The 26,782-nt window shown below is 40.4% G+C and carries 25 protein-coding genes; 4 read left to right on the forward strand and 21 right to left on the reverse strand.

What is annotated here, in order from left to right; genetic code table 11:
* Window positions 1-67: 67 nt before the first annotated feature.
* The 8 genes from CFH81_02930 to CFH81_02965 form a co-directional block, all read right to left on the reverse strand.
* Window positions 68-997 (reverse strand): hypothetical protein, encoded by a 930-nt coding sequence (locus CFH81_02930; protein DAB41264.1) that lies wholly within the window; start codon window positions 995-997, stop codon window positions 68-70.
* Window positions 913-1,881, reverse strand: coding sequence for a hypothetical protein (locus tag CFH81_02935; protein DAB41265.1), 969 nt, complete (start codon window positions 1,879-1,881; stop codon window positions 913-915). The genes CFH81_02930 and CFH81_02935 overlap by 85 nt, the downstream gene beginning before the upstream one ends.
* The gene (locus CFH81_02940) at window positions 1,878-3,935 is read right to left on the reverse strand and encodes a formate dehydrogenase subunit alpha (protein ID DAB41428.1); all 2,058 of its coding nucleotides are present in this window, start codon (window positions 3,933-3,935) and stop codon (window positions 1,878-1,880) included. The genes CFH81_02935 and CFH81_02940 overlap by 4 nt, the downstream gene beginning before the upstream one ends.
* Before the next feature lie 127 nt (window positions 3,936-4,062).
* Window positions 4,063-4,665 carry a hypothetical protein gene (locus CFH81_02945; protein ID DAB41266.1) on the reverse strand — a complete coding sequence of 201 codons (603 nt, stop codon included), beginning with the start codon at window positions 4,663-4,665 and terminating at the stop codon, window positions 4,063-4,065.
* Entirely contained in the window at window positions 4,655-5,278 is a 624-nt protein-coding gene (locus CFH81_02950; protein DAB41267.1) for a 2-keto-4-pentenoate hydratase, read from the reverse strand. The genes CFH81_02945 and CFH81_02950 overlap by 11 nt, the downstream gene beginning before the upstream one ends.
* Before the next feature lie 18 nt (window positions 5,279-5,296).
* Window positions 5,297-6,139, reverse strand: coding sequence for a hypothetical protein (locus CFH81_02955; GenBank protein DAB41268.1), 843 nt, complete (start codon window positions 6,137-6,139; stop codon window positions 5,297-5,299).
* 250 nt (window positions 6,140-6,389) lie between these two features.
* Entirely contained in the window at window positions 6,390-8,531 is a 2,142-nt protein-coding gene (locus tag CFH81_02960; GenBank protein DAB41269.1) for a TonB-dependent receptor, read from the reverse strand.
* Window positions 8,532-8,646: 115 nt separating this feature from the next.
* Complete coding sequence (locus CFH81_02965; GenBank protein ID DAB41270.1) at window positions 8,647-9,039, reverse strand: Fur family transcriptional regulator; 393 nt, start codon at window positions 9,037-9,039, stop codon at window positions 8,647-8,649.
* Between the two features lie 106 nt (window positions 9,040-9,145).
* Between CFH81_02965 and CFH81_02970 the strand changes: the two genes are divergently transcribed.
* Entirely contained in the window at window positions 9,146-10,006 is an 861-nt protein-coding gene (locus CFH81_02970) for a zinc ABC transporter substrate-binding protein (GenBank protein DAB41271.1), read from the forward strand.
* A gap of 72 nt (window positions 10,007-10,078) precedes the next feature.
* Here CFH81_02970 and CFH81_02975 read toward each other — a convergent pair whose 3' ends face one another.
* The 6 genes from CFH81_02975 to CFH81_03000 form a co-directional block, all read right to left on the reverse strand.
* A complete protein-coding gene (locus CFH81_02975; GenBank protein DAB41272.1) occupies window positions 10,079-10,360 on the reverse strand; it encodes a heavy metal transporter in 282 nt (93 codons plus the stop codon).
* Window positions 10,361-10,390: 30 nt separating this feature from the next.
* Complete coding sequence (locus tag CFH81_02980; GenBank protein ID DAB41273.1) at window positions 10,391-11,020, reverse strand: NAD(P)H-dependent oxidoreductase; 630 nt, start codon at window positions 11,018-11,020, stop codon at window positions 10,391-10,393.
* A gap of 119 nt (window positions 11,021-11,139) precedes the next feature.
* On the reverse strand, window positions 11,140-13,821 hold the full coding sequence (locus CFH81_02985; protein DAB41274.1) for an ATPase: 2,682 nt from the start codon (window positions 13,819-13,821) through the stop codon (window positions 11,140-11,142).
* A gap of 2 nt (window positions 13,822-13,823) precedes the next feature.
* Entirely contained in the window at window positions 13,824-14,642 is an 819-nt protein-coding gene (locus tag CFH81_02990) for a hypothetical protein (protein DAB41275.1), read from the reverse strand.
* Between the two features lie 171 nt (window positions 14,643-14,813).
* Window positions 14,814-14,957, reverse strand: a complete 144-nt coding sequence (locus CFH81_02995) for a hypothetical protein (protein DAB41276.1) — start codon at window positions 14,955-14,957, stop codon at window positions 14,814-14,816.
* Window positions 14,958-15,073: 116 nt separating this feature from the next.
* Complete coding sequence (locus CFH81_03000; protein ID DAB41277.1) at window positions 15,074-15,514, reverse strand: hypothetical protein; 441 nt, start codon at window positions 15,512-15,514, stop codon at window positions 15,074-15,076.
* Between the two features lie 225 nt (window positions 15,515-15,739).
* On the opposite strand from CFH81_03000, the gene CFH81_03005 reads away from it, so the two are divergent.
* Window positions 15,740-16,567: an MBL fold metallo-hydrolase gene (locus CFH81_03005; protein ID DAB41278.1), complete on the forward strand. Its 828-nt coding sequence runs from the start codon at window positions 15,740-15,742 to the stop codon at window positions 16,565-16,567.
* A 98-nt stretch (window positions 16,568-16,665) separates the two neighbouring features.
* Here the strand turns inward: CFH81_03005 and CFH81_03010 are convergent, their stop codons facing one another.
* Window positions 16,666-17,730, reverse strand: a complete 1,065-nt coding sequence (locus CFH81_03010) for an AI-2E family transporter (GenBank protein DAB41279.1) — start codon at window positions 17,728-17,730, stop codon at window positions 16,666-16,668.
* Between the two features lie 33 nt (window positions 17,731-17,763).
* A complete protein-coding gene (locus CFH81_03015) occupies window positions 17,764-17,988 on the reverse strand; it encodes a cation transport regulator ChaB (protein ID DAB41280.1) in 225 nt (74 codons plus the stop codon).
* Window positions 17,989-18,911: 923 nt separating this feature from the next.
* Between CFH81_03015 and CFH81_03020 the strand changes: the two genes are divergently transcribed.
* Window positions 18,912-20,792, forward strand: coding sequence for a DNA adenine methylase (locus CFH81_03020; GenBank protein ID DAB41281.1), 1,881 nt, complete (start codon window positions 18,912-18,914; stop codon window positions 20,790-20,792).
* On the forward strand, window positions 20,792-22,525 hold the full coding sequence (locus tag CFH81_03025) for a restriction endonuclease (protein ID DAB41282.1): 1,734 nt from the start codon (window positions 20,792-20,794) through the stop codon (window positions 22,523-22,525). The genes CFH81_03020 and CFH81_03025 overlap by 1 nt, the downstream gene beginning before the upstream one ends.
* Here CFH81_03025 and CFH81_03030 read toward each other — a convergent pair.
* From CFH81_03030 to CFH81_03050, 5 genes are all read right to left on the reverse strand, one after another.
* On the reverse strand, window positions 22,518-22,763 hold the full coding sequence (locus CFH81_03030; GenBank protein DAB41283.1) for a hypothetical protein: 246 nt from the start codon (window positions 22,761-22,763) through the stop codon (window positions 22,518-22,520). The genes CFH81_03025 and CFH81_03030 overlap by 8 nt on opposite strands.
* A gap of 487 nt (window positions 22,764-23,250) precedes the next feature.
* On the reverse strand, window positions 23,251-23,817 hold the full coding sequence (locus CFH81_03035) for a thiamine phosphate synthase (GenBank protein DAB41284.1): 567 nt from the start codon (window positions 23,815-23,817) through the stop codon (window positions 23,251-23,253).
* Window positions 23,814-24,653, reverse strand: a complete 840-nt coding sequence (locus tag CFH81_03040) for an acetyl-CoA carboxylase carboxyl transferase subunit beta (protein DAB41285.1) — start codon at window positions 24,651-24,653, stop codon at window positions 23,814-23,816. The genes CFH81_03035 and CFH81_03040 overlap by 4 nt, the downstream gene beginning before the upstream one ends.
* Window positions 24,654-25,397: an inositol monophosphatase gene (locus tag CFH81_03045; GenBank protein DAB41286.1), complete on the reverse strand. Its 744-nt coding sequence runs from the start codon at window positions 25,395-25,397 to the stop codon at window positions 24,654-24,656.
* A 2-nt stretch (window positions 25,398-25,399) separates the two neighbouring features.
* The gene (locus CFH81_03050) at window positions 25,400-26,782 is read right to left on the reverse strand and encodes a glutamate synthase small subunit (GenBank protein ID DAB41287.1); all 1,383 of its coding nucleotides are present in this window, start codon (window positions 26,780-26,782) and stop codon (window positions 25,400-25,402) included.

Raw genomic sequence — 26,782 nt, forward strand, 5'->3', positions numbered from 1 at the left:
ATGAACCATGAAATTAAACGAAACTTTACCGTTTTTTTAACGAAGCTTAATACAAATTGTTATTTTGCTATTTTCTGTATCTGCTCATGAACGGTTCGCTCTGCCTAAAAACGATCAAATGATGTTTTTTGATATCAGATACACTCATTACCGGACCGTCAACGCACAGCCTTATGTCCCCCATATAGCAGTGCCCGCACTTGCCGATACCGCATCTCATATTTCTCTCAAGTGTAAAAAATATATTTTTTTCATCAACCAAAAATAGTTTCAATTTTTCAAGAACAGAAGAAAACATGGGGGGTGGGCCGCAGACAAAAAAGGAAGAATTTTCATCTATTTTTTTAAGTTTTTCTATCATGTCGGTAGATCTTCCGATATACCCTTTCCATTTTATATCAGCTTCTGCAGCAGCGAGATACAGAGCTATTTCTTTTTCATTTTGCCAACTCTCCAAATCATCCAAAAAGAGAAACTTGGAAGCTTTGTTTGCGCTGTAGATGATGTTTATCTTGGGTCTGTCGTCGTATGCCAGCAACTCCTGTATCAAAAACCGCAAGGGTGCTATCCCGATGCCGCCTGCAATGATCGTAATATTTGATGAGTTGACAGCCTTTTGCACAGAAAAACCTTTGCCGTAACCGCCTCTTATACCAATGATATCACCCGCATGCATTGAATGAAGCTTTGATGTCAGCCTGCCCACAAGGTTTATGGCGATCTCAAAACTGCCGTCCTCTTTAATGCATGAACAGGGAGTAAAAGCCGCTTCGCCTTCCGGAAACACAGACACCATAAGAAATTGCCCCGGAGTGAAAAATATGGGCTCTTTTGGAAGAAGTGTAAATATTTTTACATATTTGCCGGGATGTTCTACGTTTCTTATCACTGCGGGTATCGGTCTCTGGGTGTTCATATGTGATCCTTTGATTGCGCCAGCATCAAAATACTTTTCATTCCTATATTGCTCGGACAAGTCATGTCGCACCTTCCGCATCCTATGCAGCTTCGATCATTCATGACAAGCTTGCAGGAGAGCCTTCTGCTCCAGGCATGGGCAAAGGTGGGCTCAGGGTCATATCCTTTGGCCATCTTCGTAAAACTTGAAAAGAGGCAGGAATCCCAGAGCCTAAGTCTTTCTCCTTTTATTTCATCGCCATGATCGGCTATATCATAGCAGGTGCAGGTAGGACACAAGAATGTACACCCGTCACAAAGCTGACAGCGCTTGGTTATCTCACCGTATAACTCTGTATTTTTTTCAAAATCATTTATAGTATGTGCGTTTCCAAGATCCAAAATGACGGTTTTTAGCTCTTTTGGTTCATACGATATCTCTTCGAGATGTTTTGGCAGTTCAAACATGGGATTTTTTGCCTGCACAATATAACCGGTTTCTTCTTTTATAAGCTGAAGTTCATAATCTTCCTTTTCTATAGGATCAACCCCAAAGGTTGAGCAAAAGCAGTGGGGTCCAATCAAATGGCACCCTAGGGTGACAAGCGTAAGATTTTCTCTAAACTTTTTATAGTTTGCATCCGCCATGTCTTGTTCGAACCACACATCCAGAAGCCTGATTGCTTTTATGTCGCAGTTTCTTAAAAAAATAATTCTTTTTTTGGACTTTTCTTCAAAAGTTTCTATAGCAGCCTCATTGCCGGCCAAATTCCATCTGATAAGACTTTTATAGTTTTCATAGATAAAATCTTTGGGGGTATTGATCGGGGTGCCCGCAAAGTCCAGGCAAACCGCGTCTGAAGGCTCCACAATAGAGTAGAATATATCGCCGTTCGGCTCTTTTTTGGGCGCGATTACCTCATGGGATTGGCAAAGTGATTTTATCCATTCTGCAATGGAGTCGCCATCTGTTTTGTAATTCACGTTTCGCTCCTTTTGATAGCTGCTGCACAGACTTTTACTTCGCTGACTCCGCTTTTTTCATCCATTGCATCATTGGTAAGAAGATTGGTGCGGCTCTTGTAAAAATTGATAGGCATCCAAAGAAGGCCGGGAGCAGTTTCATCAGTCACTTTTGCCCTTACGCTGATCTCCCCTCTTCTTGTTGAGACGATCACCTCCTGATGCTCTTCAATGCCAAGCCGCCTTGCATCTTCAGGATTTATCATGACAAAGTTTTCAGAAAATTCCCTTGCGAGCCTTGTCGTCCTGCCGCTCATGGAACTGCAATTATAGTGAAAAAGTATCCGTCCGGTGGAAAGGTAAAACGGGAACTCGGCATCAGGAGTTTCCCTCGGCTCCAAAAATTCAGGAACATAAAACTCCCCCCTCCCTCTTGCGATGCCTTCACGGTGCAATATGGGTGTGCCCCCGGAGTCTTCTTTTGAGCAGGGCCATTGAAGACTCCCTTTGTCTTCAAGTCTCTTGTAGCTTATACCTTCATATTGGGGAGTGAGACTTTTCATCTCTTCAAACACCTCTTCAAAACTTTTATACTTCATAGGATAACCCATCTTCGAAGAGAGGAGACTTGTGATCTCAAGGTCGCTTTTTGATTCCCCCAAAGGTTCGATCACTTTGTTTATCCTCTGGACCCTTCTTTCGGTGTTTGTAAAGGTCCCCTCTTTCTCGGCAAATGAACAGGCGGGAAAAACCACGTCTGCCATCTGCGCAGTAGGCGTTAAAAACAGATCGCTTACAATCAGAAAATCAAGGTTTTCAAGGGCTTTTCGTGTTTTATGCGCATTGGCTTCGGTAGTCAGAAGATCTTCACCTATGATCCACATCGCTTTCATGGTACCGTTTAGTGCACCTTCGATCATTTGCGGCGTCATAAGACCCTGCCGAATGGGAAAAGGCGCACGGCACACCTCTTCGTATTTTTTGATCGTTTCCCTATCGCTTTTGCCTCCGCACAGAGGGTTGATGAATTTATATCCGGGAAGCATAAACGGAGCCACACCCATATCGCAGCCGCCCTGCACGTTGTTTTGACCCCGCAAAGGGTTTATGCCCGATCCTGGTTTTCCTATATTACCCGTTAAAAGCGTGAGGTTTGCCAAGGCCCTGACATTTGCCGTTCCCGTGTAGTGTTCGGTGATACCAAGGGTATAGATGATAGAGGAGGGTTTTTGTGTTGCATACTTTCTTGCCGCCACCCTAATCTTCTCTTCGTCTATGCCTGTTATAAATTGTGCTTCTGCCAAAGAAAGATCTTTGAGAGACCTCCTGAACTCTTCATACTTTTCAGTATTGTTTTTTATAAACTCCTGATCGGTAAGATTTTCATCTATAATGACCTTTGCCATCGCGTTTATAAGCGCTATGTCTGATCCGGACTTTAGCTGCAAGTGCATAGCGGCAAAATCGCACAGTCTTGTGCGTCTTGGATCCGCCACAATCAGTTCGGTTGCGTTGTCTACAGCATTGATGATATGTCCGGCTATGATTGGGTGCGCTTCAAAAGGATTGCCTCCTATCAAAAATATCGTTTTCGCATTTTCGATATCTTTTATCGGATTGGTCATCCCTCCGCTTCCAAGCGAAGCTATCAGCCCCGTAACAGTCGGGGCATGACAAATACGTGCACAATGATCGATATTGTTCGTTCCGATCGTTGTGCGGGCAAACTTCTGGGCAAGATAGAGTTCCTCGTTTGTACATCTTGCAGAACCTATGATACTAATCGCATCAGGGGACTGCTTAGTTTTGATTTCAAGCAGTTTTTGGGCGGAAAATTCCAAGGCTTCTTCCCACTCGCACTCTGTAAGTTCTCCGTTTTTCCTAATAAGAGGTTTTTTCAAGCGATCCGGATGGGTAATGAACTCGGGGATATTCCACCCTTTTACACACAGTTTCGCACTATTGACATCATTATGACAAGAAGGATGCACACCAACCACTTTGCCGCTTTTGGAAGTCAAATAGATATTGCATCCGGTACCGCAGTAGGGACATATCGTAGGAACTCTTTTCATTTTTGTTACTGCTCTTTGGTTTTTTTTATCATACCAAAAAATATTTATTTTTAAAGCAGTTTTGTTTTTTGCGTCAAAAAGAAATACTAAAACAGTTTTATTGACCGGATACTTTTTGCCGATCCCGTCACACAAGAGGAATGGACCATTTTCTGTAGTAAGCAACCAGTCGAAGCACTACGCCCAGAACAAACACAACAGCGATCGTATAAACCTGCACAAGATCATAGCGATCCAGCACATAAAGACAAAATCCTATCAAAAGTGCAATAGTTCCGTAGAATCCTGTTTTAAAGACAAAAGGAATCTCATTGATAATAATATCCCGCATGATTCCTCCGCCAACTGCCGTCACAAAAGCCAATGCCAATACACCCGTGAGATTAAATCCGTATTCTAACGCGATCATTGAGCCGGTAATACTAAAAGAGATCAGCCCTATAGAGTCACTGACGATAAAAAAAGCTTTGTTTTCAAGACTGTCTTTTTTGTGAAAACGAAATAAGATCAGCGCCGTCATCACTCCTATCGCCATAATGGCAGGCGTATTTTGCGTGAAAGCATAAGGTATCCTGTCAACGGCAATATCCCGCATGATTCCTCCGCCAAGCGTTGTCAAAAATACAGAGATAAGCACTCCTAAAAAATCCAGCCTATTTTGAACCCCGACGAAAAACCCGCTCGTAGCAAAGGCAACAATTCCTATATATTCGGCTATTTCAAACAACATCTTTCGCTTCTGCTTTCCAGCTTTTTTCCAAGATAAGCACGTTATGGCTGTAAATCTGTCCTACAAATCTGTCACCTGCGGCATACGTTCCGACTCCTTTGGGCGTACCGCTCATGATTACATCGCCGTCTTCGAGGTGCATAAAGCTTTCTATTTCATCGATCATCGTTTGGGGTTTATACATCATCAGCTCATAGGTTGCAAATTGTATCAAAACATCATTGATATAGAGTTTCATGCTCAATGAACCAAGATTCCCTTCAAACGGCACAAACTCACTTAGTACCGCCGAATGATCAAATGCCTTGGCTCTCTCCCAGGGCAGGCCCTTGGATTTAAGATAATTTTGAAGTGTTGCCTTGGTCAGATCAAGCCCAAACCCTACCCCTGCAATCTTTCCTTTTTGAATCAAAAAAGTAATCTCACCCTCAAAGCGTGTATCTTCGCTTACAAAGTATAACCTGTCGCTTATGGCTGAATTTGGTTTGTTGAAAACAACCATAGCAGCAGGGATCTCATTGCCAAGTTCTTCTATATGCTCTACATAGTTTCGTCCGATACAGACAACTTTAGAAGGAAAGATTTCTTGATGATTGTATCGTATGGCTTTCATTGTATATCCTGTGACATACTACTGTTTCCTTGCATGACCGGCAACCTGCTTAAGAAACTGCAAAAATGATTCATGGTTATTGTAGCCTACAAAGGTATTTTCGATTTTTTCGGTCTGAGGATCGAGAATGTAAAGCACCGGCGTTATGGCAATATCATTGAATTGTGAAGGAAAGTTTTTTTCACTAAAATTGAGCATCAAAGGGACAAACTGCGCTTTGATATCTTTGTCGATATCTTCTCTGGAAAGCACACGATTTTCAAGTTTTCTGCACCATGGACAATAATTTGTGCTCATGAAAACCATCAAAAGCTTTTGTTCTTTTTTTGCTTTGCCTAAAGCTTTTTTATAATCGGTTTCATAGTGCATTTTTGTAGCAAAAGGTATATGCTCAGAGGCAGATTTTACAGTAAGTGTTTTGCTGTTGTCCTCTTCATATTGTGAAGCAAACTTTGCTAGCATCTCATCAACGGCATCCATAAGATCTTCTTCTAAATCCTCGGGCACAAAAACATGTGTATCTGCATAAGAAAGAACAAACAGCTGCTCCCTCTCCTGCGGACGCTGCAGGTTTTCGCTCACCATGAGATCTACTTTGATTGCTATCGTTTCGCCCACACTAATACGCTTTATATCAAAAGCAAAAGCACGGGAAGTATCGCTTTTGGTATCGATACCGAGTTCTTTGCTGATCCTTTCCATCTCTTCAAGGATCATGGGTTTAATCTTTTTATCCACCTTGCCTGATTCTATGGCAACCACCGGGGTATAGCTTTTCAGACCCGTTAAGACAAAAGGGCTTTGCGCCCACACTAAAGAAAATGCCCAAAACAATAAAAATCCAAATGCAGACTGCTTCACATATGTTCCTCTTGCCAAAAATGATCGAAATCAATCTGATCTCTCAAATTTCATCGAAAAAACTTTTTGGGTGACTAAAATTTATTTGTATAATAGTAGCTTAATATTTAAAAATTATCCCTATATTATCCCATGGGACAGAACATCAATCTAAATTTACCAATCCTCAAGAATCTTTGTTTTTACAGGGTTGTTGCCGGTAAAGTAGCCAAATCATTAAAGGTCTGTTTTTAAAAACTTTTTACCTATTTTATTTACTGCCAAAAGGCACAGAGAGCCCAAAACTGACATCTCTTCCCATTCCAAGCGCATATCCTTTGTAGGTATCAAGATAACCGCGGTACGCTCTGTCGAAAAGATTGGAGATCTTCACATTGGCATCTACTTTGCTTTTGCCTATTTGAAGCTGTGTGCTGTATCCGATATCAAACAAAGCATATCCGGACGTATCGGCGCTGCCAAAAGGCATTGTGTTGTATTGGGCAAACGGTTCAAACGCTCCGGCAACCTTTTGCGCTTCAAATACGCGCATATCAACCGTAAGTTCATTGTTGCTGCCTATCCCGAATGCGCCAAACTGCTGCGTAATGCCAAGGGAAGCATTGCTGGGCGGGATATACGCCAAACGCGTATCGTTTTTTGTATCCTCGCCTTGAATGTATTCTGCCGTAGCCCGAAGTGTTGTCGCGGAGCCAAGCGGCACCTCAAACGACCATTCTATCCCCTGTATAACCGCATCGGTCTGCTCATGCTTCATCTCAGGAATGCCCGTTGGAGCCACTTCTCCTGTCACAGGATTGCGATACAAACCGGTATTGGCAAGATAAATATAACCATCAATGGTGTTGCGATAGAATGTTAAACTGCTATAGGTCTCCTCATTTTTGTATCTCAAAGAGAGATCAACCCCAAAGGTATTTTCTTCCTCCAGATAAGGATTGCCTATCTGAAACGCTTGCACCCCGCCATGCATACCCCCTGCAAAAAGTTCAAAAATTCCCGGAGCTCGAAATCCTTTGCTCAGATTGGTTGCCAATGCCCATGTCTCATCGATCTTATAAGTTGCCCCCAGCGAGCCCCCCCACGAAGCAAACTCCTGACTGTTGGTAGAGTCGTCATAAATGCCTTGATCAACAAAATAACTGCTGGTCCCGTCAAGCGCTGCCTTAACGCTTCTTGTATCGTAGCGCAGCCCTGCCTGAAGGATCCACTTTTCAAGGTTTGCTTCCTCAAAAAGATAGACAGCCTTGCCCCATTCTTTCGCACTTGGAAGCAATTTGCCCTCTTTGAGCTCTTGATCTTTAGCGTATCCTTCAAGCCCGACCTCCCCCATAAACATTCCTATCATGGGATGCCCGACTGAAACATGGAAATCTTTTCGATCGGTATCAATATCAAGATACAATGGCGTACCTCTGACTGTCTGCATCTGCTGATAAGGGGTATTGGTCGCCGCCTCTCTTTGGTTACGGGTTGCCGAAACCCTTGTATCTATACTCCACTCTCCCAGATTCTTAGTCGCACTCAGCTGTGTTTCGTCATTGGTCAGTTTTTGCCCCGCAGAAGAAACGGCTTCAAACGTGGGTGAAGACGTATGGCCCAGATAATTTTGCTTGCTTTGCCAGTAGGTGTGCTGCAATGCAAATTTAAAATCATCATCCGTATATCCTACCCCCGCGCGCGCAGACTGATTTTTGAAATCTGTGTAAGGCAGTTCTCCGGCAAAAAGAGGCAAAGTGCCCGGCGCATCACCGCTTTCCCATGTTGCACTGTCTCCCGTATGGTAATTATCTGCCTCTCTTACAGAAGCGGCCACATTGACACCCCATTTTCCTTTCGCGCTCTGTGTTTTGAGCACAGTTGCTTTTTCATTATTGTTGGTATGATATTCGCCCAAAAGCGTTCCTCTAAAAAGCGTTTCCCCTTCCTCTGCGGTCAAAAAAGAAGGAGCTATCACATTGACTACGCCCCCTAGTGCGTCTGATCCATAAAGCACTCCCTGAGCTCCGCGGATTACCTCGATACGCTCAGCCAAAAGAGGGTCTATATTGTCAATATGCCGAATCCCATAAGTTTGCGAATCGGTAGGATTGCCATTGGAAAGCATTTTGATGCGCTCTCCGCTAAATCCTCTTATCACCGGCTTGCCTGCTTGTGAACCCGTCGAAAGATTATTCACTCCTGGTATATTTGAAAGGATTTTGCCCATAGAAGCAGTCGAAGCTGATTTTATATCAGTGACGGCATCGATTTGACATGGCACGTCAAAAGCCTCATGCTCTAAAACAGGAGACGCCGAAATGGTTATAGCATCAAGATCAACACTCTTTTGTGCTTCAGCCGCCCACAAAAAAGAGAACCCCGCTATCACTACCCCTGCTGTATATTTCATCTTTGTTTCCTTCTAAGTGCTATCAATTGGCCGAATAGTAATGGAAAAGATCTTAGATGCAACTTAGTCGCATTTAATATTTTTGTGAAGGGACAGCATGAAAACAGTAGAAGCATTAAAGCCGTGAAGAGGGTTTACTTTCTGTTTGGTTGCATTTTTTACATATTCCTTTTAGGATGACATCTTCTATCTTGTAGCCGTCTACTTTTACATTTGTTACGGTTTTCATACACTCGATAGAACTGCATATGTGGCAAATAAAATGGGCATGCGCAGAGGCATATATGCCGTAGTATCTTTTTTTATCATTGGATTCAAAACTATTGACGATGGACTCTTCTTCAAACCTTGAAACATTTCGATAAAATGTTGCTTTATCCATGTTTATTTTATCTTTTACATCTTCATACGAAAGAGGTCTTTGGGCATTTAAAAATAATTCCAAAAGCTCTTTGCGGGCACTTGTCAATTTTAATTTTTTTTCTTCTATCAGTTTTTCTATTTGCATAAAATAATCTTAGCACTTTAAATCTTTATTGTATCTGACTTAAATGCAACTAAGTTGCAATTAAGTCGTCTGAAAGTACCATTCGTAAAACCATAAAAGGATCAGGATGAAAAAAATAATATTTTTGCTGTGTAGCGTTCTGTATTCTCTTGCTTATGCAAAACCGAACATTATCGTGAGCATACCTCCGCAAAAAACATTTGTTCAAAAAATTGCAAAAGATAAAGCAGAAGTTACAGTGATGGTAGAGCCGGGAAACTCTCCTCACTCGTATGAACCCAAACCTTCACAGATGATCTCTATTTCAAAAGCCGATCTCTATTTTTCCATAGGTGTTGAGTTTGAAAATGTTTGGCTCGATAGATTTAAAGCACAAAATCCGAAACTAAAATTTGTAGACATGGACAACAAGGTACCTAAAATACAAATAGCAGAGCATCATCAACATGAAAACAAACATCCCGACAAAGGACATCATCACAACGGAACAGACCCCCATACTTGGACTTCACCAAAAAACGTAGCGATCATGGCAAAAAATATCTATACAGCCTTAGTGCAAACAGATCCTCAAAACGAACCGTTTTATAGATCCAATCTGGATAATTTCATAAAAGAGATTCAGGATACTGATACACAGATAAAAAATGCACTTAAAGAGGTAGGGCCTAAAAGTAAATTTATGGTTTTTCACCCCTCATGGGGCTATTTTGCTCACGAATATGATCTGGTGCAAATCGCTGTTGAAATAGAAGGCAAAACTCCAAAACCAAAAGAGATGATCAAAGTCATCAATGAAGCCAAAGAAGAAAAAGTAAAGGTGATTTTCACGCAGCCTGAATTTTCAGACAAAAGCGCTCAAATCATAGCAAGAGAAACCGGTATAGTTGTCAAAAAAATCTCACCGCTTGATCCAAATTGGTCTGAAAATCTTATCAGCATAGCCCATGAAATCGGAAACAGATAGCATATTCCAAACGATCAGCACCCAAAAAATAAATTCGATTGCTCCACAAAAAGGTCTTGGAAGCTGAGATTTTTATGATTTTTCGATCTTTCCTATGGCGCAGGATACAAAACTTTTTGCTGTAGCGCCAATGCTTTGCAGCTTAGAAAGCTCATCGCTAACCAACGGATAGCCCAAACTTCTTAGTTTGAGTTTCAACGCCTCGATCTTGCCATCCTCTATATCCAAGGTGATCTCTCTTGGGTCTGCTTCCAAATTGACCTCAATTTCGCCAAACTCTTTAAGCAACTCTTTTTTTAGTGTCCCTGCACACCCTCCGCACTTGACATTTCTTACTTTAAAAATCTGTTTCATTCTGCACCTCCGGTACTCTATGCAAATATCTCATGAAATAAACTCAACTACCTCATCAAACGCCAATCTCAACTGTCCATACTGCTCTCCCGCACGATATCCAAAAGCAGACAGTACGCTTACCTGCCATTTGCTTGTATCCAAGCCGAGTATCTCTTCTACTCTTTCTTTCTCAAACCCTTCTATAGGACAGGAGTCTATGCCTATAAAGGCAGCGGCGGTCATCATATTGGCCAAAGCAATGTACGTTTGTCTCGCCGTCCACGCAAACGTCTTTTCATCTGATTTCAGGGCCTCTTTGAGGTGATTTTCATACCGCACCAAGTAGGCATCTATCTGCTCCTGAGAAAGCGGACGTCTGGCAAATCTTTGAGAGGGTATGCCACTTTGAGGTTTGGCATTTTCAATGGCTGCAAGCAGAACCACCAGATGCGAACAGGAAGTGATCTGCACTTGTTCCCAGCACTCCGGGCGCAGTTTTGCTCTGAGTGTTTCATTGGTGATGACCAAAAATTTCCACGGCTCCATCCCAAATGAAGAAGGAGATTTTCTCCCCGCTTCCAAAATGTAATGCATTTGATCATCTGGTATCTTTTTATGGTCGTCAAAGATCTTGCACGCATGTCTAAAATCCATCGCTTTGCTAAAATCGTTTTGCATTGTTATCCTTTTTTCTTCTGCTTTCAAAACAATGTTTACAGCATTATGACACATTGCAGTTTATTTTGTCCGGTCTTGACAAACAAAAACATTATACAATATCTATCAAATTAATGATGTTAAAGCATTCCCTTTGCGACTCGTTTTCTCCACTTATAAAACTCATGACTGGCAAAAAGTATAATTGGAAACGGCAACAATATCCAAAGGTCGCTTAGCGGTATATCGGCCGTATGAAAAATTTTTTGAACAGGCTCATATCCAAGCAGCATCAAAATCCAAAAAAACTCTAATGCCGTTGCACCCAGAAGCAGTTTGTTGCTCTTCCATCCAACACTCCACGCTGAGAATTCCCAGCTACGCATAGTCCAAGCATTTACCATCTGACAACTAACGGCACCTAAGAGCGTCATGGTCATAGCCTGAGAGTGTAAAATAGGGTCTTTGAGATCAACCGTACCATATTCCCACCCATGAATCAATAAAAAACCTATAAAGGCTACCATCGCAGCTGTCGCTTCAATAAGGCCTATAAAAAAGTAACCGCGCCTAAATACTTCCCTGTCCAATATCTTTTCATTTACTCCAACAGGAGGCCGCTTCATAATATTTTTTTCCGGTTTTTCACTTCCAAGTGCCAGCCCCGGTAACATATCGGAACCCAAATCAATAGAAAGTATCTGAATAACTGAAAGAGGCAGTGGAATTTTAAAGAAAAACTGAAGTATATACGGTACTATCTCCGGTACATTTGAAGAGAGAATGTATGTAACAAATTTTTTAATATTAAAATAAACCGTCCTACCCTCTTCTATAGCAGAAACAATTGACTTAAAATTATTATCAAGTAAAATCATGTCAGCAGCTTCTTTTGCTACATCCGTACCTGTTCCCATGGCAATTCCTATATCAGCACGCTTAAGGGCAGGAGCATCATTCACACCATCGCCGGTCATTGCTATAATTTCACCGCACTTTTGAAGAGCAGTAGCTATTTTTAGTTTTTGGCTGCTTGCCATTCGGGCAAACAGTATTGTCTCATCTTTAAGACGATTTTCCAACTCTTCATCACTTAAAAGTTCAACTTCTTCTCCTGTTAAAACCCCATCATAATTTAGACCGATTTTTTTTGCTATTGCTTGTGCTGTTTTCTGATTATCTCCGGTAATCATCATAATACGAATACAGGCTGTTTTGCACTGCTCTATTGCTTCTTTAATCTCCTCTCTTGGTAAATCCATAATAGCTACAAGACCTAAAAGTGTTAACCCATCTTCTTTGATATCTAAATTTTTTCCGATAGCCAAAACGCGATAAGCTTCATTTTCAAAAGCTTCGGCATAAGCCTGCATTCGTCTTTTAGCTTCTTCGTCAAAGGGTTGTATGTTTCCCATACTATCTATGTAGGTAGAAGATTTATCAAATATTACTTCTACTGCTCCTTTGGCATAAAGTATCTTTTCGCCGCTTTTTTCATAAATAGACGACATCATTTTTCTATCGCTGGTAAAAGGAATTTCATCTATTCTTATGTAGGGAACGGTATTTATACGGCGTTTACTTGATGCGCTGACAATAGCAAGTTCTGTCGAGTCTCCAAAAAGTTTTTTATCTTCAATGGTTGCGCGAGAATTCAACACCCCGGCGAGCAAAAGTTCATCAAGACGACTGTCGGATGTATCGTTATTTTTATCAAAATAAAACTTCCCCTCGCTGCTATATCCTTCTCCGCTTATTATTATATTTTCACCGCCTGCTAATTTTATCTCTTTTAGTACCATCTCGTTACGCGTAAGAGTTCCTGTTTTATCCGTACATATAACGGTAACGCTTCCTAAAGTCTGTACGGAATTAAGATTTTTAATAAGCGCATTACGTTGTGCCATACGCTGACTGACAAGAGATAAAGAGAGCGTAATAGTAGGCAAAAGCCCCTCGGGAACATTTGCTATAATTAACGACAGAGCAAAGATGGCAGTCACTAAAAGAGTCTGATCTGAAAATATGCCTAGTATAAAAAATATAACACCCATTGCCAAAGCAATAGCGGTGAAAATATGAACAATACGAATTACCTCTTTTTGCATCGGGGCAAGAGTTTTTTCTATATTTCTGGTTAAAGTTGCGATTTTTCCAAACTCTGTTGCATAAGCCGTGGCAATTACTATAGCTACTCCGCTTCCCGAAATAACAGAGGTCCCTGCGTAAACCATATTTCTGGCATCTAATGCCCTCGACACATTGCTGTCACACTCCAATTCACGCTTAGATGGCTTTGACTCTCCATTCAAAGTTGAGATATCTATATAAAGAGTATTGTTTTGGATTAAAACAGCATCGGCAGCAATCTTATCCCCCTCTTCAAGGATAATTATATCTCCGGGAACCAAATCTTTGGCATCAATTATTTCTACATTAGCGTTACGCATAGCTTTAACCATTGTAGGCATTAATCTCAAAAGTGCTTCCATAGCTTTATCAGCCTTATACTCCTGCCAAAAAGCAAAAGTAGCATTTATAAAAACGGCAGCAAAAATTGCATAGGCCAAGATATCATAGCCCGCATTTGGCACATAAACGTTAGCTATAAAAGCCAGCATTGCTGCTACTTCAAGTAAAATTGCAAAAAAATGTATATACTGCTTTAAATATTCTTTTATATAGTTTTTCTTGTTGGTATCTCGAATCTCATTTAAACCAAAATTCGCAAGACGATTATGAGACTCCTTGGTGCTTAATCCATCTTCGCCGGTATGAAATTTTTCAAAAAGTTGTGATTTATTTAGTTTGAATGTCTGCATTACTAATCTTCGTTTGTATAATAAGCGATAATATTTATAGATGCTTCACGCATTAATTTCTCTATAGGCATCTCTTTTTTGAAAAATAATGTCCCAGATAGCCGCTTTGCGCCGACTATAACTAAGTTAGTGTTTGATTTTACGATATGCATAAGAATACTATCGGCCTCATCATAAGTAAAATCATGTTTAATATGAATATTAAACGACATAAGATTCGCTAATTTCATGTAGTGCTTAAGATTATAGTTTATAGCACTAAGTCGCTCTCTGGCCTCATGCATATCAACTATGGATAACTTTTGTCTTGATATGCTGGATAATGAATAGATTTCTCCATCAGCCTTATAAGCAGATGCTAAAGTCGCAAAAAAAGTAAATTTTTTTACCGAAAGTTTGTCCTCATTTATAGATAGTGTTATATTGCTTAAGTCCATTATATTATTTATATTTACGATATGTACAACTGCTATATCAACATTAAGATTTATTTTTATTAACAGCTCGCTAAATGAGTCTGTTGTAAATTTTTTATTTCTTCTTGTGCTGCAAAAAATAGTATCTACATGCACGCTTGAAATAAATTTTTTAATTGCTTGTTTTGGTAAACCATGAAGAAATACACTTTCAATTTTTATATCTTGAGAATATGCTAATGTTGTTATTCGCTTTATACTTGCTTCAACATCATCTAAATTATCTTTTTTATTTTCTATGTGCAATAAAACGAGAGTTAGATTTTGAACTTGTGCATACTTAAGCACATAAAAGGCCATGCTCTCTGCGGCGATCGAACCATTAATTGCAGCTATAACTTTCATAAGCAACCTCCACTTAATAGATTAATCAACGACCGGATATCCTATCGAAATTTATACTGACACAAATTTTTCTTTTCGTTCCCACAATTTTGTGGAAATGCATACAACAGCAACAAAAAGACGATTATATTATGCATTTCCAAGCTTTAACTTGAGAACGAGGGAAAAATTCTACGGCTCCATACCAAATGAAGAAGGAGATTTTCTCCCCGCTTCCAAAATGTAACGCATCTGATCCTGGGGTATCTTTTTGTGCTTGTCAAAAATCTTGCACGCATGCCTAAAATCAATCGCTCTGCTAAAATCGTTTTGCATTGTTGTCCTTTTTCTTCTGCTTTCAAAACAATGTTTACAGCATTATGACACACTATGGTTTATTTTAGATCGTTCCGTATCGGGAGATATGGAACGAAAAGGCTGTCTGCCTGTTTCTATGCAAATAACTGCCGGGTTACTTTTGCCAGTTCACTGAGTTTTTTGCGTGTATTCTCCTCTGTCGGGTTTTGTTTGATCTTCTCTACCATGCCTATAAGCTGATCATAACTTTTAAAATCCAACTTCTGTTTGTGCAATGCTGCCTGACCAAGATATGCCAATACTTCTTCTCTGGTCACGATATCATGATTTTCAAGAAGGCAGATCACCATTTCCAACAGACTGTTCTCTTCTTCACTCACAAATTCCGAAGCGATTGCCTTTGCGGCATCCTCTTCCAGCCCGCGATTATGCAAAACCTTTGCTATGCTTGATACTACGGAATGATGATTTACTGTACTGAACCCTATTCTGCGTTCTGCTGTTTCACCCATAACAGGATTCAGTGCCAACCCGGTAATGATAAGCGTTACCGTGATAAAGTTTTGTTTATGCATGTTGATTCCTTTGGCTATCATAACTTTATCTCTATCATAGATAAATAAGGTTAACAAACAATTACGCAATTGCATATGTAAGCTGATAATTCAATTCGTTTCATGTCAGAAAATATAGGGTATTGAAAATATTTGTGCTATTATTGAAAAAAACGGGTGCCAAAAACCTGCTCAAAACTACCGATACTATGGTTGTTTTTACACTATTATCCGGAGGAGTCCTAAATGTGCTGCCATAAACCTAAAAAAGCTCTTTTTATTTTTGCATGGTTTTTTATAACGTTGTTGTGCAGAGCAGAAGAGCAGCATGCTATAAAGGAGGAAAGCATGGATACCCCGATCATCACCATCGTTTTTGATAACAATCCCTACAAAAAGGGCCTGCAGAGCGGATGGGGATTTTCATGCCTGATCGAGGGAATGGAAAAAACTGTTTTATTTGATACCGGTGCAGACGGACATATGCTGCTGAATAATATGCAGAAGCAGAGAATCACTCCTGAAACGATAGACATCATTGTGCTCTCCCATGCACATTCCGATCATATCGGCGGCGTATATGATCTCTTGGAAAAAAACAATCATTTGACCGTATATGTACCCGCATCATTCCCGGAAAGCCTCAAAGATAAGATCAAGCGCTATGGCGCCCACACCATTGAAGTAAAAAAATCAATAGAACTTTTCAATGGAGTTTACTCAACCGGCGAGATGGATGGCTGGATAGAAGAGCAATCACTGATCATTCGAATACCCGAAGGTATGGTCATCATCACAGGATGCGCCCATCCGGGCATCGTCAACATCGTAAAAAGAGCCAAAGAGATATTGGATGATGAAGTACTGCTTGTGATGGGAGGGTTCCACCTAAAAAGCAAAAGCGAAGGAGAAATCAAAACGATCATCTCAGATCTGCAGAAACTAGGCGTACGCTATGTGGGCCCGTGTCACTGCAGCGGTGAGAGGGCAAGGGATCTGTTCCGAGAAGTTTACGGGGAGCATTATATCCCTGTCGGGGCAGGAAAAAGAATCAACACGAATGAATTGAAGTGAAATGTTGTTTTTGACTCGCTAGAGTGATGATCATTTATTTTATTTCACTCTAATATGCAGTTTAAAAGTCATGCAAAATATTTTTTCATGCTCCCTGCTCAAGAAGGCAATAAAGAGTGAAATGTCTTTTTGTAAATATTTAAAATTGTATCTAAAAGTGCTGCGATCACGGGACCTATAATGATCCCTACCGGCCCAAAAGATGCGATTCCACCAAAAATCGATATAAATATAACAAGATCAGGCAATTTTGAATCATTCCCGATGATCCGTGGGCGCAAGAGATTGTCAACCAACCCTACGGCCAACACTCCCCATACAATAAGCGCTATTCCCCATCCGGTACTGCCTGTAACTATAAGATAGACTGCCGCCGGCAGCCAAATCAACGATGCGCCCAATCCCGGGATAGCAGCAAGAAGAAAAACAACACTTCCCCAAAATGCAGACCCTTCGATCCCTGTAACCAAAAATGCCGACCCGACCAATACCCCCTCAATGAACCCTATAATCAATATACCTTTCAGGGATGCTCTCGTCACCATCAAGCCGCGGTTCATCACTTCAGTGCGATCCTCTTCGCAAAGAGGCAGTAAAGATGCCAGCGAACGCAGCATCTGCTGTCCATGTATCAAAAAATAAAACATTGCATAAAACACAACAAACAGGCTGATAAAAAAGCCGACTGTTCCTTTGGTAGCACTGGACAAACTTGAAACAAGCCAGCTTCCTGTTGCACTGATCGCTTCGGAGGCTTTCTTGACCATCGTCTCATTAAACGGTTCAAGCTTCTCTTTCATGGGCAGCCAGTCAGGTATTTTTTCACTCAAAGAGAGATTATTGTCGAAGGCTTCTTGTACGATGGGGCGTGCTTTTTTGCTGATTTGTATCGCTTCGCTTGTCACCATGCCTGCAAGTCCTGCCAGCGGCAAACCGACAGCAAATGCAGATATGATCAGTGTAGCGCCGGCCGCCAGGGCAGCTCTGTTGTTTAGACGGTAAAGGATATGGCGGTAGAAAGGATAAAGAAGCCCCGCAAATATCGCAGCGAGGACAAGTGCGATCAGAAACTCATGGATCATTCCGATAAAGCCTATCAGCGCCATAAACACTAAAAGCAGTATAAACCCCTGCTGAAATTTCGCAGCCATCTCTTTTTTCATCATTTATCTCCTCTTGTACACCAGGGGTTGAATCTATTTTTTAACCCACTTGCCGTCTTTTTTTTCATAACTGTGCTTTACGGCTGCCCAAGCAACCTTATGCGCTGTCTCTTCACGGCTTTCATTCCCGCGTCTCTTTTTGGGATCTGCATACTCCTCCCATGCACTGTTAAAAGCTTCTTTGTAGATCTCTTGTGCATGTTTCTGGAGATTCTCTCTTACCGGCGCAGGAAGTTCATCCAATGTATCATAAGGCATCGTTTCTCCTTTTTTTGCCCTACCGTCATGATGGGAACAAAAACAAACGGCTGCATGACAGCACTTTTAGGGAAACTCTTTTTCTCGTTCCCATAATTTGGCGAGAAAAAAATTCTGATACTGCATACCCTCTCCTCTTCACTCTTCACCATCGAACTGATTTAATTATATACTATCCCGATATAAAAGTAAATCTCTGATGTGCATTCTTTTGAGCATACCAAGCATACCACACAAGCAGTACTTTTATAAAAAGCACCCCCCTGCTTAACCCCGCCGTCATGCTGACCTTGATTTGGCATCTTTTTATTTATGTGGATTCCGGATCAAGTCCGGAATGACGGGGGTTGTCATCCTCGCGAAGGCGGGGATCCATACCGTGTCATCCTTGCGCTTGAAACAGGGATCCATGAAGTCATGGTTGCATGTGGATTCCTGCTTTCGCAGGAATGACGATGGTTTGTCATCCTCGCGAAGGCGGGGATCCATACCGTGTCATCCTCAGGCTCGACCTGGGGATCCATACCCGTGTCATCCTTGCGAAGGCGGGGATCCATGGCTTATTTCGGCAAAAAGTAAACCTATGACTCGCTTGACTCTGATGTGGTGGTTGATATGCACCCCAAAAAGCAAAAGATTATGGTTGGGTATAAAACCCCTAACGGGGTCGAATGGTATTCGAATAAAGAAGCTTTAACCGTGTGGGAAATACTAATCCAAAATGAAACATTGGTCAGGGCTGAATTATGGAAATATCATTGTGAGGATTTGGCGTTTTGATTAACCATTATACAAACAGAGTAATGAATAATTGTCATTTTTCAGCTTAACAAAGATATATAACTGTAAAATATTTAATGATTTTTTAAGAGAGCTGGTATATCGTGACATCTTTACAAACAAATAGAATTTTGAACACTAACATGTATAGCAAAGTTCAACAAGATGCAAAACCAATTCTAAAATGGGCAGGCGGGAAAACCCAAATGCTTGACGTTTTACTCCCTAAAATTCCCCAAAAATATAACAAGTATATTGAACCATTTTTTGGTGGCGGTGCTTTTTTTTATGCTGTTAATCCAGATGAAGCAATTATTGCTGATTCAAATCCCGAGCTTGTCAATTTATACAGAAGTGTTGCAAACAATCTTGACGAAGTGATTTTTTTTCTTTCTCAACATCATAATGACAAAGATTACTTTTATGAAATTCGTTCGTTAGATTGGAACCAGCTTTCAGCACCAGAAGCCGCCGCAAGAACAATTTTTTTAAATAAAACTTGTTTTAATGGTTTGTATAGAGTTAATAAAAGCGGGGGTTTCAATGTTCCATTTGGAAATTATAAAAACCCTAAAATTTGCGATATATCTAATTTAACTGCGGCATCGGAACAATTAAAAAAATCTATAATCGTTGAAGGTGATTATAAAAATGTTTTAAAAGAATATGCTGAACCTGGTGATTTGATTTTTCTTGACCCTCCATATCTTCCTATCTCAGAATACTCAGATTTTCAACGATACACCAAAGAACAATTTTATGAAGAAGACCATGTAGATTTAGCTCAAGAAGTGAAGCGACTTTCTGATTTAGGTTGCCATGTTATTTTAACCAATTCAAATCATCCCCTCGTCCATGAATTGTATGACTACTACAACATTGAAGTGTATCAAACCAAGAGATATATCAATAAAGACTCTAATAAAAGAACGGGTGAAGATGTTGTCGTTACTGCTCATCCTAAAAAGTTTATAATTGGTTCTGAATGTCCTACACCCATATCTAAACAAGCAGAAAAATACCCTCCTACAAGATATATGGGCTCAAAATCAAAACTTTTGCCACATATAAAAGAAGTAATATCTCATTTTGATTGCAAAACAGTTCTTGACCTTTTTTCGGGGTCAGGTGTAGTCGGGTATATGCTCAAAGCAGAAGGAAAAGAAGTTATTAGTAATGATTATATGGCTATGGGAGCTACCTTTACAAAAGCCATGATAGAAAACAATAATGTTACTCTTTCAGAAGTGAAGACAAAACAATTATTACTCCCAAATGAACATAATAACTGTTTCGTTCAGAATACTTTTAAAGATATTTATTACAGTGATGCAGATAATCAGCTCATTGATACCATCCGAGCTAATATTAAACTACTAGAAAACCCTTATGAAAAAGCAATTGCTACTTCTGCGCTCATAAGAGCATGTCTTAAAAAAAGACCAAGAGGAATTTTCACTTATACTGGTGATAGATATGATGATGGAAGGAAAGACCTTTTGCTTTCGTTAGAAGAACAATTTTTAAATGCTGTTACAGTAATCAATGATGCAGTTTTTTCTAACAACCAAAATAATAAATCTCGTAGAGGTGATGCTATGGATATCCGAGTCAAACCGGATTTGGTTTATATGGACCCTCCTTATTACAGTCCTCATTCTGACAACGAGTATGTTCGCCGATATCATTTTGTTGAAGGGATAGCATGTGATTGGCAAGGTGTTGAAATGCAGTGGCACACCAAAACTAAAAAATTCAAAAGTTATCCTACTCCTTTTTCATCACGCATTGGTGCTTCTGATGCTTTCGATAAGCTTTTTAAAAAATTCAAAGATTCAATCATTGTAGTTTCTTACTCTTCTAATTCTTTACCAACATTAGACGAAATGGTATCATTGATGTCAAAATACAAACAGCATGTCGAAGTTATTTCAATAAACCATAAATATTCATTTGGAAATCAAAGTCACAAAATCAATGACAACAATAATAATGTTCTTGAATATTTGTTCGTGGGGTTCTAATGGCGTATAAACCTTGGTATATTGGCAATACTACTGTTCGGAATCCATTTAGATTGAAGCTAGGGCTGGAAGCACTTTATAAATCTTCTTTACATGGAAATTTAAGTGGCAGAGAAAATGAACAAGCTTTTGCAGAACTTTTACATGAATCAGAAGTCGTTTCAGTAGCTCGACTAGAAGCAGACTCTGAAAATCAGGATGCTTCTGATGTAGGTAGAAAATGGAGAGCCGCACTTTCTCAATTAGGTTTTATAGTCCATGAAAATGCTGCCGAAATAAATGTAAAATTCAAGCCTTATACAATCACACAAAATGGTAAGAATCTATTAAGTGCAGATAATATTTCCGCTGTCAATGAATGTTTTCTTCGTGCATTATCCGCTTACTATATTCCCTCTGTTATTGAATCCTATAATTATTATGAAGTTTTCTCTCCTTTACGACATGTATTGAATGTCATGCTTCAACTCAAACATGTGACAGGAAATACGCATTTATATCAACGCGAAATAGGCATGTTTGTTCAAACTACAAGCGCTCAAAATGATATTGACGCAATTATTCAAAACATATTGGATTATCGCACCAATCGAGATGGAGCTATCAATAAAAAAGCATTTGACCGTGAGATGTATCAACGAATGGCTGAACCGACTACGGTAAAAGGTGAAACTCTTAAAGACTATGCTGATTCAAATATTCGATACCTCAAAGCAACGGGTCTTTTTCAAAGCAGAGGACGAGGAATTGTAATCATTCCAGAAAAAGAACTTTTAGCCAAACAACTTGTTGCTGACGATAAAAGACCAAGTTCGGATGAAGATTATTTAATACAACTTTTTAATGGTGCAGAACTACCGTCCGATGATATTCTACATGCTCAAGAACTTTTAGAAGACCTAAAACAGCAGGTAGAAAACAAGGGATTAACTGTTGATACAACGGCTGTTGATTACTCAAATGTTCAAAGTATCAACTCTCTACGCTACACACTGGAACAGCAGTTATTTATGCAGAAGGAAATTGATTATTCACGACAACAAAAAGAACAATGGCAAGATATTATAGCTTATATGGATGCGATTATAAAACGCAACAGCAAAACTTTTATTTTGCCATATAGTCAAGAAGAGGGGCAGGTTCCAAAAGAAGAATTCCCAGCTTACTTTGAATGGATTGTATGGCGCTCTTTTTTAGCAATCAACAGACTCAAAAATCAGCCATACGAAGCTAGAAGTTTTCAACTTGACCAAGATTTTCTTCCAGTAAATACAGCACCAGGAGGAAGAGCAGATGCTGTATTTGAATTTGATGATTATGTTTTAGTATTAGAAGTTACTCTGACAGAAAATTCCCGACAAGAAGCCGCAGAAGGTGAACCGGTTCGACGCCATGTTGCAAAATATCAGATGGAATATTCTTCCTATGGAAAGCCTGCATATGGTCTGTTTCTTGCAAATAAGGTAGATACCAATACCATCGAAACATTTAGAAATGGATTGTGGTATGCTACTAATGACGAGAAAATGTATCTAAAAATTGTGCCTATGACTCTTGAAGATTACAAAAATATTTTTACTGCATTATTTGAAAGCGGTCAAATTGACAATATTCACATTAAAAATCTACTTGACTCAGTTCTTTTGGGGAAAGAAAATTATGATGCTCCATGTTGGCGCACTTGTATTACAAATGCGACTGCACATTATCTTCAAGGAATTCTCGTCAAATAAGCCCATAAGGTTTGACAAGTCCCTTTCGTTGTATTTTTTGAACAATTGTATCCACAAAACGATTATTTGTGATGAAACCATTGTTCAAGCCCAACAAAATTATATTTCTAAGATTTTGTACTGTTTCGATGTTTTCAGTCTTTAACGAATACTTTAAAAGCGTTTTTCTGGACAATCTGATTACAAAATAATAGGTTTTATTCCGGAATTCCAGATGCTTGGTATCACAAGAAGGCATGAAAGGAGGTATAACAAAAGTATGACAAACTTTATCTTCTGTCTTTTTTGTTGTTTGGAAGTCTCTTAAATAGGGAGTTTGTGCTTTCGATGGTGGCGGGGGGACTCGAACCCTCGACCTCCGGCTTAAATGGCTGTACTAACTTTACCTCACTCCTAAGCCATGGAACGAAAAAACAGGCTGCCGTACTTGAGTCCGATATCAGTTTTTTGGCTTCTCTTCCTTGGGAAGGAACTTTCCGCACCCTTTTTGGGGTGTGCCACCGAAACTTTTTACCTCTCTTGCCGTGCCGTTTTTGTAGATCACCGCCCGTTGGCAATTGGGCGACTCGACACATTTGTCATTATCGCATCCTACATCTTTAGGTACTTTCATTTGCTCTCCTTTTTGTAGTTATTTTTTCAGAATGCTTTGTTTTGTCCCCATCAATCACGATAGAAACAAAACTTTTGGCGATTTGGCCGTATAAAATGCGGTTGTCTTCATTTCAAGCCAGCCCCGCATAGAGGTCTGATCCTATCACCTTATAGACGATCGGCGCTTCAAATGCATCTTCCAGCCTCACCCCGCCGATGATGCCGACGGGATGTTTGGAGTATTTGGCGATCTCAAGCAGCGCCTCACCGCTTACTTTTGCCTCTTTTTTCGTGCCGGTAGGCCGGTAAGCTCCCAAACCTATGTAGTCAAGATCCAGAGTGTTGGCTTGGAGAATTTCCTCTTTGTCGTGGGTGGAAAGCCCGAGGATTTTGTTTCCTATCTGCCGGCGTATCTGACTGAGAGCCAGATACAAATCTTCATCATAAAGACGTATATCTTCCTGTCCCAAATGCAAACCGTCCGCATAGCGTATAAGTTCGATATTATCGTTGATGATCACTATCCCCTGATAGTATTTTCGTATCGTAAAAAGATCTGTTTTTTTCTCTTCTGCGGAACCTGTTTTGTTGCGGTATTGAAGTATAGGGGCGTTAAAAGACCGGATATGCTGCAGCAGCACAGGCAAAGAAACTCCTTTTGAAATGAGTGTTTCTTTATCTACTAAGGCGTATATCATGCACTTTTTTTGTCAAAAAGTTTAAGCAAACCTGACAACGTATTTTTCATCTCGGTACGATCCACGATCATATCTATCAATCCATGTTCCAGTAAAAACTCCGAACGCTGAAACCCTTCGGGAAGATCCACCCCTACGGTTTGCTTGATAACCCTTTGGCCTGCAAAACCTATTAATGCATCCGGCTCAGCCATGATTATGTCTCCAAGCATGGCAAAAGAAGCACTCACGCCCCCCATCGTAGGATCTGTCAATATAGAAATATAGGGCAATCCTTTATGGTGCAGCTTGTTAAGCGCTGCGGAAGTTTTGCTCATCTGTAAAAGCGAATAGGTACTCTCTTGCATCCTTGCACCGCCGCTCGCACTGACAATAATCACGCCGCACTCTTTAGCAATGGCCCTATTTACTGCACGAACGATCTTTTCTCCCTCTACTGATCCCAAACTTCCTCCCATAAAAGAAAAATCAAAAATCACCAACTCAACCTCTTGTCCGTGTATGGTGCATGAGCCGCTCACCACAGAAGAGGTTTTGCCTGTTTGCGCCTTGGCTTCTTCTAGTCGTTTTTTATAAGATTTTTTATCAACAAATTTCAACGGATCAATCGGCGTAAGAGACGCATCATGCTCTACAAAGCTTCCCTCGTCACACAATGAAGCAATACGCTTATCTGCATCGATACGAAAATGATGGTTGCATTTGGGGCAGACATTTTGTTTTGCTTCCACTTCTTTATAATACATCAACGCATTGCATTTGGGACATTTTATCCACTGATTGGGGGTTTCCTGGGTCGTTTCGTGCTTTATTCTTCCAAAAAGATTTCCAAACATTTATTCGGCTCTCCTATTTTTTAAGTCTTTTAATAATGCTTCAATTTGATAAGCTACTTCTCTTTCTTTTGATACTATAACATAATCCGCCTCAACGATTACTTCAAGTCCTTCGCAAAGCGCCAAACCTGCTGCAAAATCGTAAATACGAAAAGCCCCCACATACAGCACATACTGTACATTTCGTGCATACGCTAAAGACAAAGCCACTGCTCCGGGCGCTCTAAATTTCAACTTTGCATCATTTAACGCTTTCACTACATCAAAATGGGCATAGGCTTTTTCAAAAAGTCCTATTTTGGAATATAAAGAAACGGAGGGCGCTTGAAACTCCGAACAAAAAAGTTTACCCTGCAGCACTTCATTTTGATCCGACTTAAGAAAGATATCGCCATTGGCAAGATTGCAAACAACTGCTGCATCAAGGATGCCATCGGCATTGATTTTGGCAACCGATGTGCCGTAAAAAGGAAACAAAGCAAGAGCATTGTCGCTGCCGTCAATGGGATCTAAGATAATGGTTTCTTCGCCTTCGCCTATGATCCCGGACTCTTCGGACTCAATTTGCCCAAAAGAGGACAAATATTTGACAAATACAGCTTCTGCCATCAAGTCAAATCCCGAACTTATATCGCCGCCTGCGCCCTTTTGTGTCTTTTCAAACCACGAAGATTCAAATCCTCTTTCAAGTTTTAATGCGATCTCTTCATTGGCTTTGATACAAGCTTGTAAAAATGGGGTCATTTTTAGGCAAGCAACTTTTTTACGATTGCTTTGGCTGCATCTCGTCCATCGCGTACGGCCGTAACCACCAGGTCTGCGCCACGGTGGCAGTCTCCTCCCGCATAGATGCCTGCCTTGGTGGTTTGATAATTTTTATCCACCGCTATACCGCCCCACTTGTCCGTTTCTATGCCGTTGCTTGCAAAGAAAGGATACTTGACCGCATCAAAACCAAGCGCAAAGATGACGACATCTGCATCTACCCTATATTCGCTTTTTGCTATCTCTTCAACGCTTTGTCTGCCTGATGCATCAGGTTCACCCAGTTTTGTTTTGATCATTTCAATAGCAACAATTTCACCGTTTTCGTTAACAATTAATGTTTTGGGGGAGACATAGAACTCGAATTCAACGCCTTCTTCTTTGGCATTGATATACTCTTTTTTGCTTCCGGGCATATTGTGCGCATCACGTCTATAAAGACATTTGACAGATTTTGCATTTTCACGCAATGAAGTACGCACGCAGTCCATGGCAGTATCTCCGCCCCCTATCACTACAACATTTTTATCTTTCACCTCAATCTTTTTTTCTCTTGGTTCATTAAAAATCTTTTTTTGGATATCTACCAAAAACTCCATCGCCAAATAGGCATTTTTCGCATCTTCGCCGGTCAAACCGGGTTTTTTTCCTTTTGTCGCGCCTACACCGATGAAAACGGCATCAAAATTTTCTGTAAGCTCTTCAAAGCTTTTGTCTTTACCTATCTCTACATTTTGATGAAATACTGCTCCCGCCTCTTTAAGGAGTTTCACCCTGCGATTGACCACATTCTTATCAAGTTTGAATCCGGGAATTCCATACGTCAGCAATCCGCCTGGCCTTGCCTGTTTATCAAAAATCTCTACATCCACCCCCTCTCTTAACAAAAAGGTAGCAGCAGAGAGTCCTGCGGGTCCTGCACCGACGATAGCGACTTTTTTGCCTATTTTCTCATTGGCAAAAGCCGGTCTGAATCCTTTTTTAAAACCTTCTTCGCTGATAAATGTTTCTATGGAACCTATTGTAATTGCGCCGTGGCCGTCATTAAGTGTACATGCGCCTTCACAAAGCCTGTCATGCGGACAGATACGCCCCATCACTTCAGGAAAAGGGGAACTTTCATTCGAAAGCCTAAAAGCAAATTCCAAATCATTACCGGCAGTAGCTTTAAGCCACTGGGGGATAAAATTGTGAAGAGGGCATCCGTTATGGCAATACGGATCACCACACTGAATACATCTATCAGCCTGCTCAGAACTTTTTTCGGGTTTAAAAATTTCATAAATCTCGTCAAAATCTTTTGTTCTTTCAACAACGTCCCTTTTTTTGGCATCTATTCTTTCCAAATCATAAAATCGTAACAT

The organism is Sulfurovum sp. UBA12169 (assembly GCA_002742845.1).
Taxonomy (GTDB): domain Bacteria; phylum Campylobacterota; class Campylobacteria; order Campylobacterales; family Sulfurovaceae; genus Sulfurovum.

What these genes read in the sequence shown, in the direction of transcription:
- CFH81_02930 (DAB41264.1), bottom strand. Translation starts at nt 997, where the DNA reads ATGCGGAAGGTGCGACATGACTTGTCCGAGCAATATAGGAATGAAAAG.
- CFH81_02940 (DAB41428.1), bottom strand. Translation starts at nt 3,935, where the DNA reads ATGAAAAGAGTTCCTACGATATGTCCCTACTGCGGTACCGGATGCAAT.
- CFH81_02945 (DAB41266.1), bottom strand. Translation starts at nt 4,665, where the DNA reads ATGTTGTTTGAAATAGCCGAATATATAGGAATTGTTGCCTTTGCTACG.
- CFH81_02950 (DAB41267.1), bottom strand. Translation starts at nt 5,278, where the DNA reads ATGAAAGCCATACGATACAATCATCAAGAAATCTTTCCTTCTAAAGTT.
- CFH81_02960 (DAB41269.1), bottom strand. Translation starts at nt 8,531, where the DNA reads ATGAAATATACAGCAGGGGTAGTGATAGCGGGGTTCTCTTTTTTGTGG.
- CFH81_02965 (DAB41270.1), bottom strand. Translation starts at nt 9,039, where the DNA reads ATGCAAATAGAAAAACTGATAGAAGAAAAAAAATTAAAATTGACAAGT.
- CFH81_02970 (DAB41271.1), top strand. Translation starts at nt 9,146, where the DNA reads ATGAAAAAAATAATATTTTTGCTGTGTAGCGTTCTGTATTCTCTTGCT.
- CFH81_02975 (DAB41272.1), bottom strand. Translation starts at nt 10,360, where the DNA reads ATGAAACAGATTTTTAAAGTAAGAAATGTCAAGTGCGGAGGGTGTGCA.
- CFH81_02980 (DAB41273.1), bottom strand. Translation starts at nt 11,020, where the DNA reads ATGCAAAACGATTTTAGCAAAGCGATGGATTTTAGACATGCGTGCAAG.
- CFH81_02985 (DAB41274.1), bottom strand. Translation starts at nt 13,821, where the DNA reads ATGCAGACATTCAAACTAAATAAATCACAACTTTTTGAAAAATTTCAT.
- CFH81_02990 (DAB41275.1), bottom strand. Translation starts at nt 14,642, where the DNA reads ATGAAAGTTATAGCTGCAATTAATGGTTCGATCGCCGCAGAGAGCATG.
- CFH81_02995 (DAB41276.1), bottom strand. Translation starts at nt 14,957, where the DNA reads ATGCAAAACGATTTTAGCAGAGCGATTGATTTTAGGCATGCGTGCAAG.
- CFH81_03000 (DAB41277.1), bottom strand. Translation starts at nt 15,514, where the DNA reads ATGCATAAACAAAACTTTATCACGGTAACGCTTATCATTACCGGGTTG.
- CFH81_03005 (DAB41278.1), top strand. Translation starts at nt 15,740, where the DNA reads ATGTGCTGCCATAAACCTAAAAAAGCTCTTTTTATTTTTGCATGGTTT.
- CFH81_03010 (DAB41279.1), bottom strand. Translation starts at nt 17,730, where the DNA reads ATGAAAAAAGAGATGGCTGCGAAATTTCAGCAGGGGTTTATACTGCTT.
- CFH81_03015 (DAB41280.1), bottom strand. Translation starts at nt 17,988, where the DNA reads ATGCCTTATGATACATTGGATGAACTTCCTGCGCCGGTAAGAGAGAAT.
- CFH81_03020 (DAB41281.1), top strand. Translation starts at nt 18,912, where the DNA reads ATGTATAGCAAAGTTCAACAAGATGCAAAACCAATTCTAAAATGGGCA.
- CFH81_03025 (DAB41282.1), top strand. Translation starts at nt 20,792, where the DNA reads ATGGCGTATAAACCTTGGTATATTGGCAATACTACTGTTCGGAATCCA.
- CFH81_03030 (DAB41283.1), bottom strand. Translation starts at nt 22,763, where the DNA reads ATGCCTTCTTGTGATACCAAGCATCTGGAATTCCGGAATAAAACCTAT.
- CFH81_03035 (DAB41284.1), bottom strand. Translation starts at nt 23,817, where the DNA reads ATGATATACGCCTTAGTAGATAAAGAAACACTCATTTCAAAAGGAGTT.
- CFH81_03040 (DAB41285.1), bottom strand. Translation starts at nt 24,653, where the DNA reads ATGTTTGGAAATCTTTTTGGAAGAATAAAGCACGAAACGACCCAGGAA.
- CFH81_03045 (DAB41286.1), bottom strand. Translation starts at nt 25,397, where the DNA reads ATGACCCCATTTTTACAAGCTTGTATCAAAGCCAATGAAGAGATCGCA.
- CFH81_03050 (DAB41287.1), bottom strand. Translation starts at nt 26,782, where the DNA reads ATGTTACGATTTTATGATTTGGAAAGAATAGATGCCAAAAAAAGGGAC.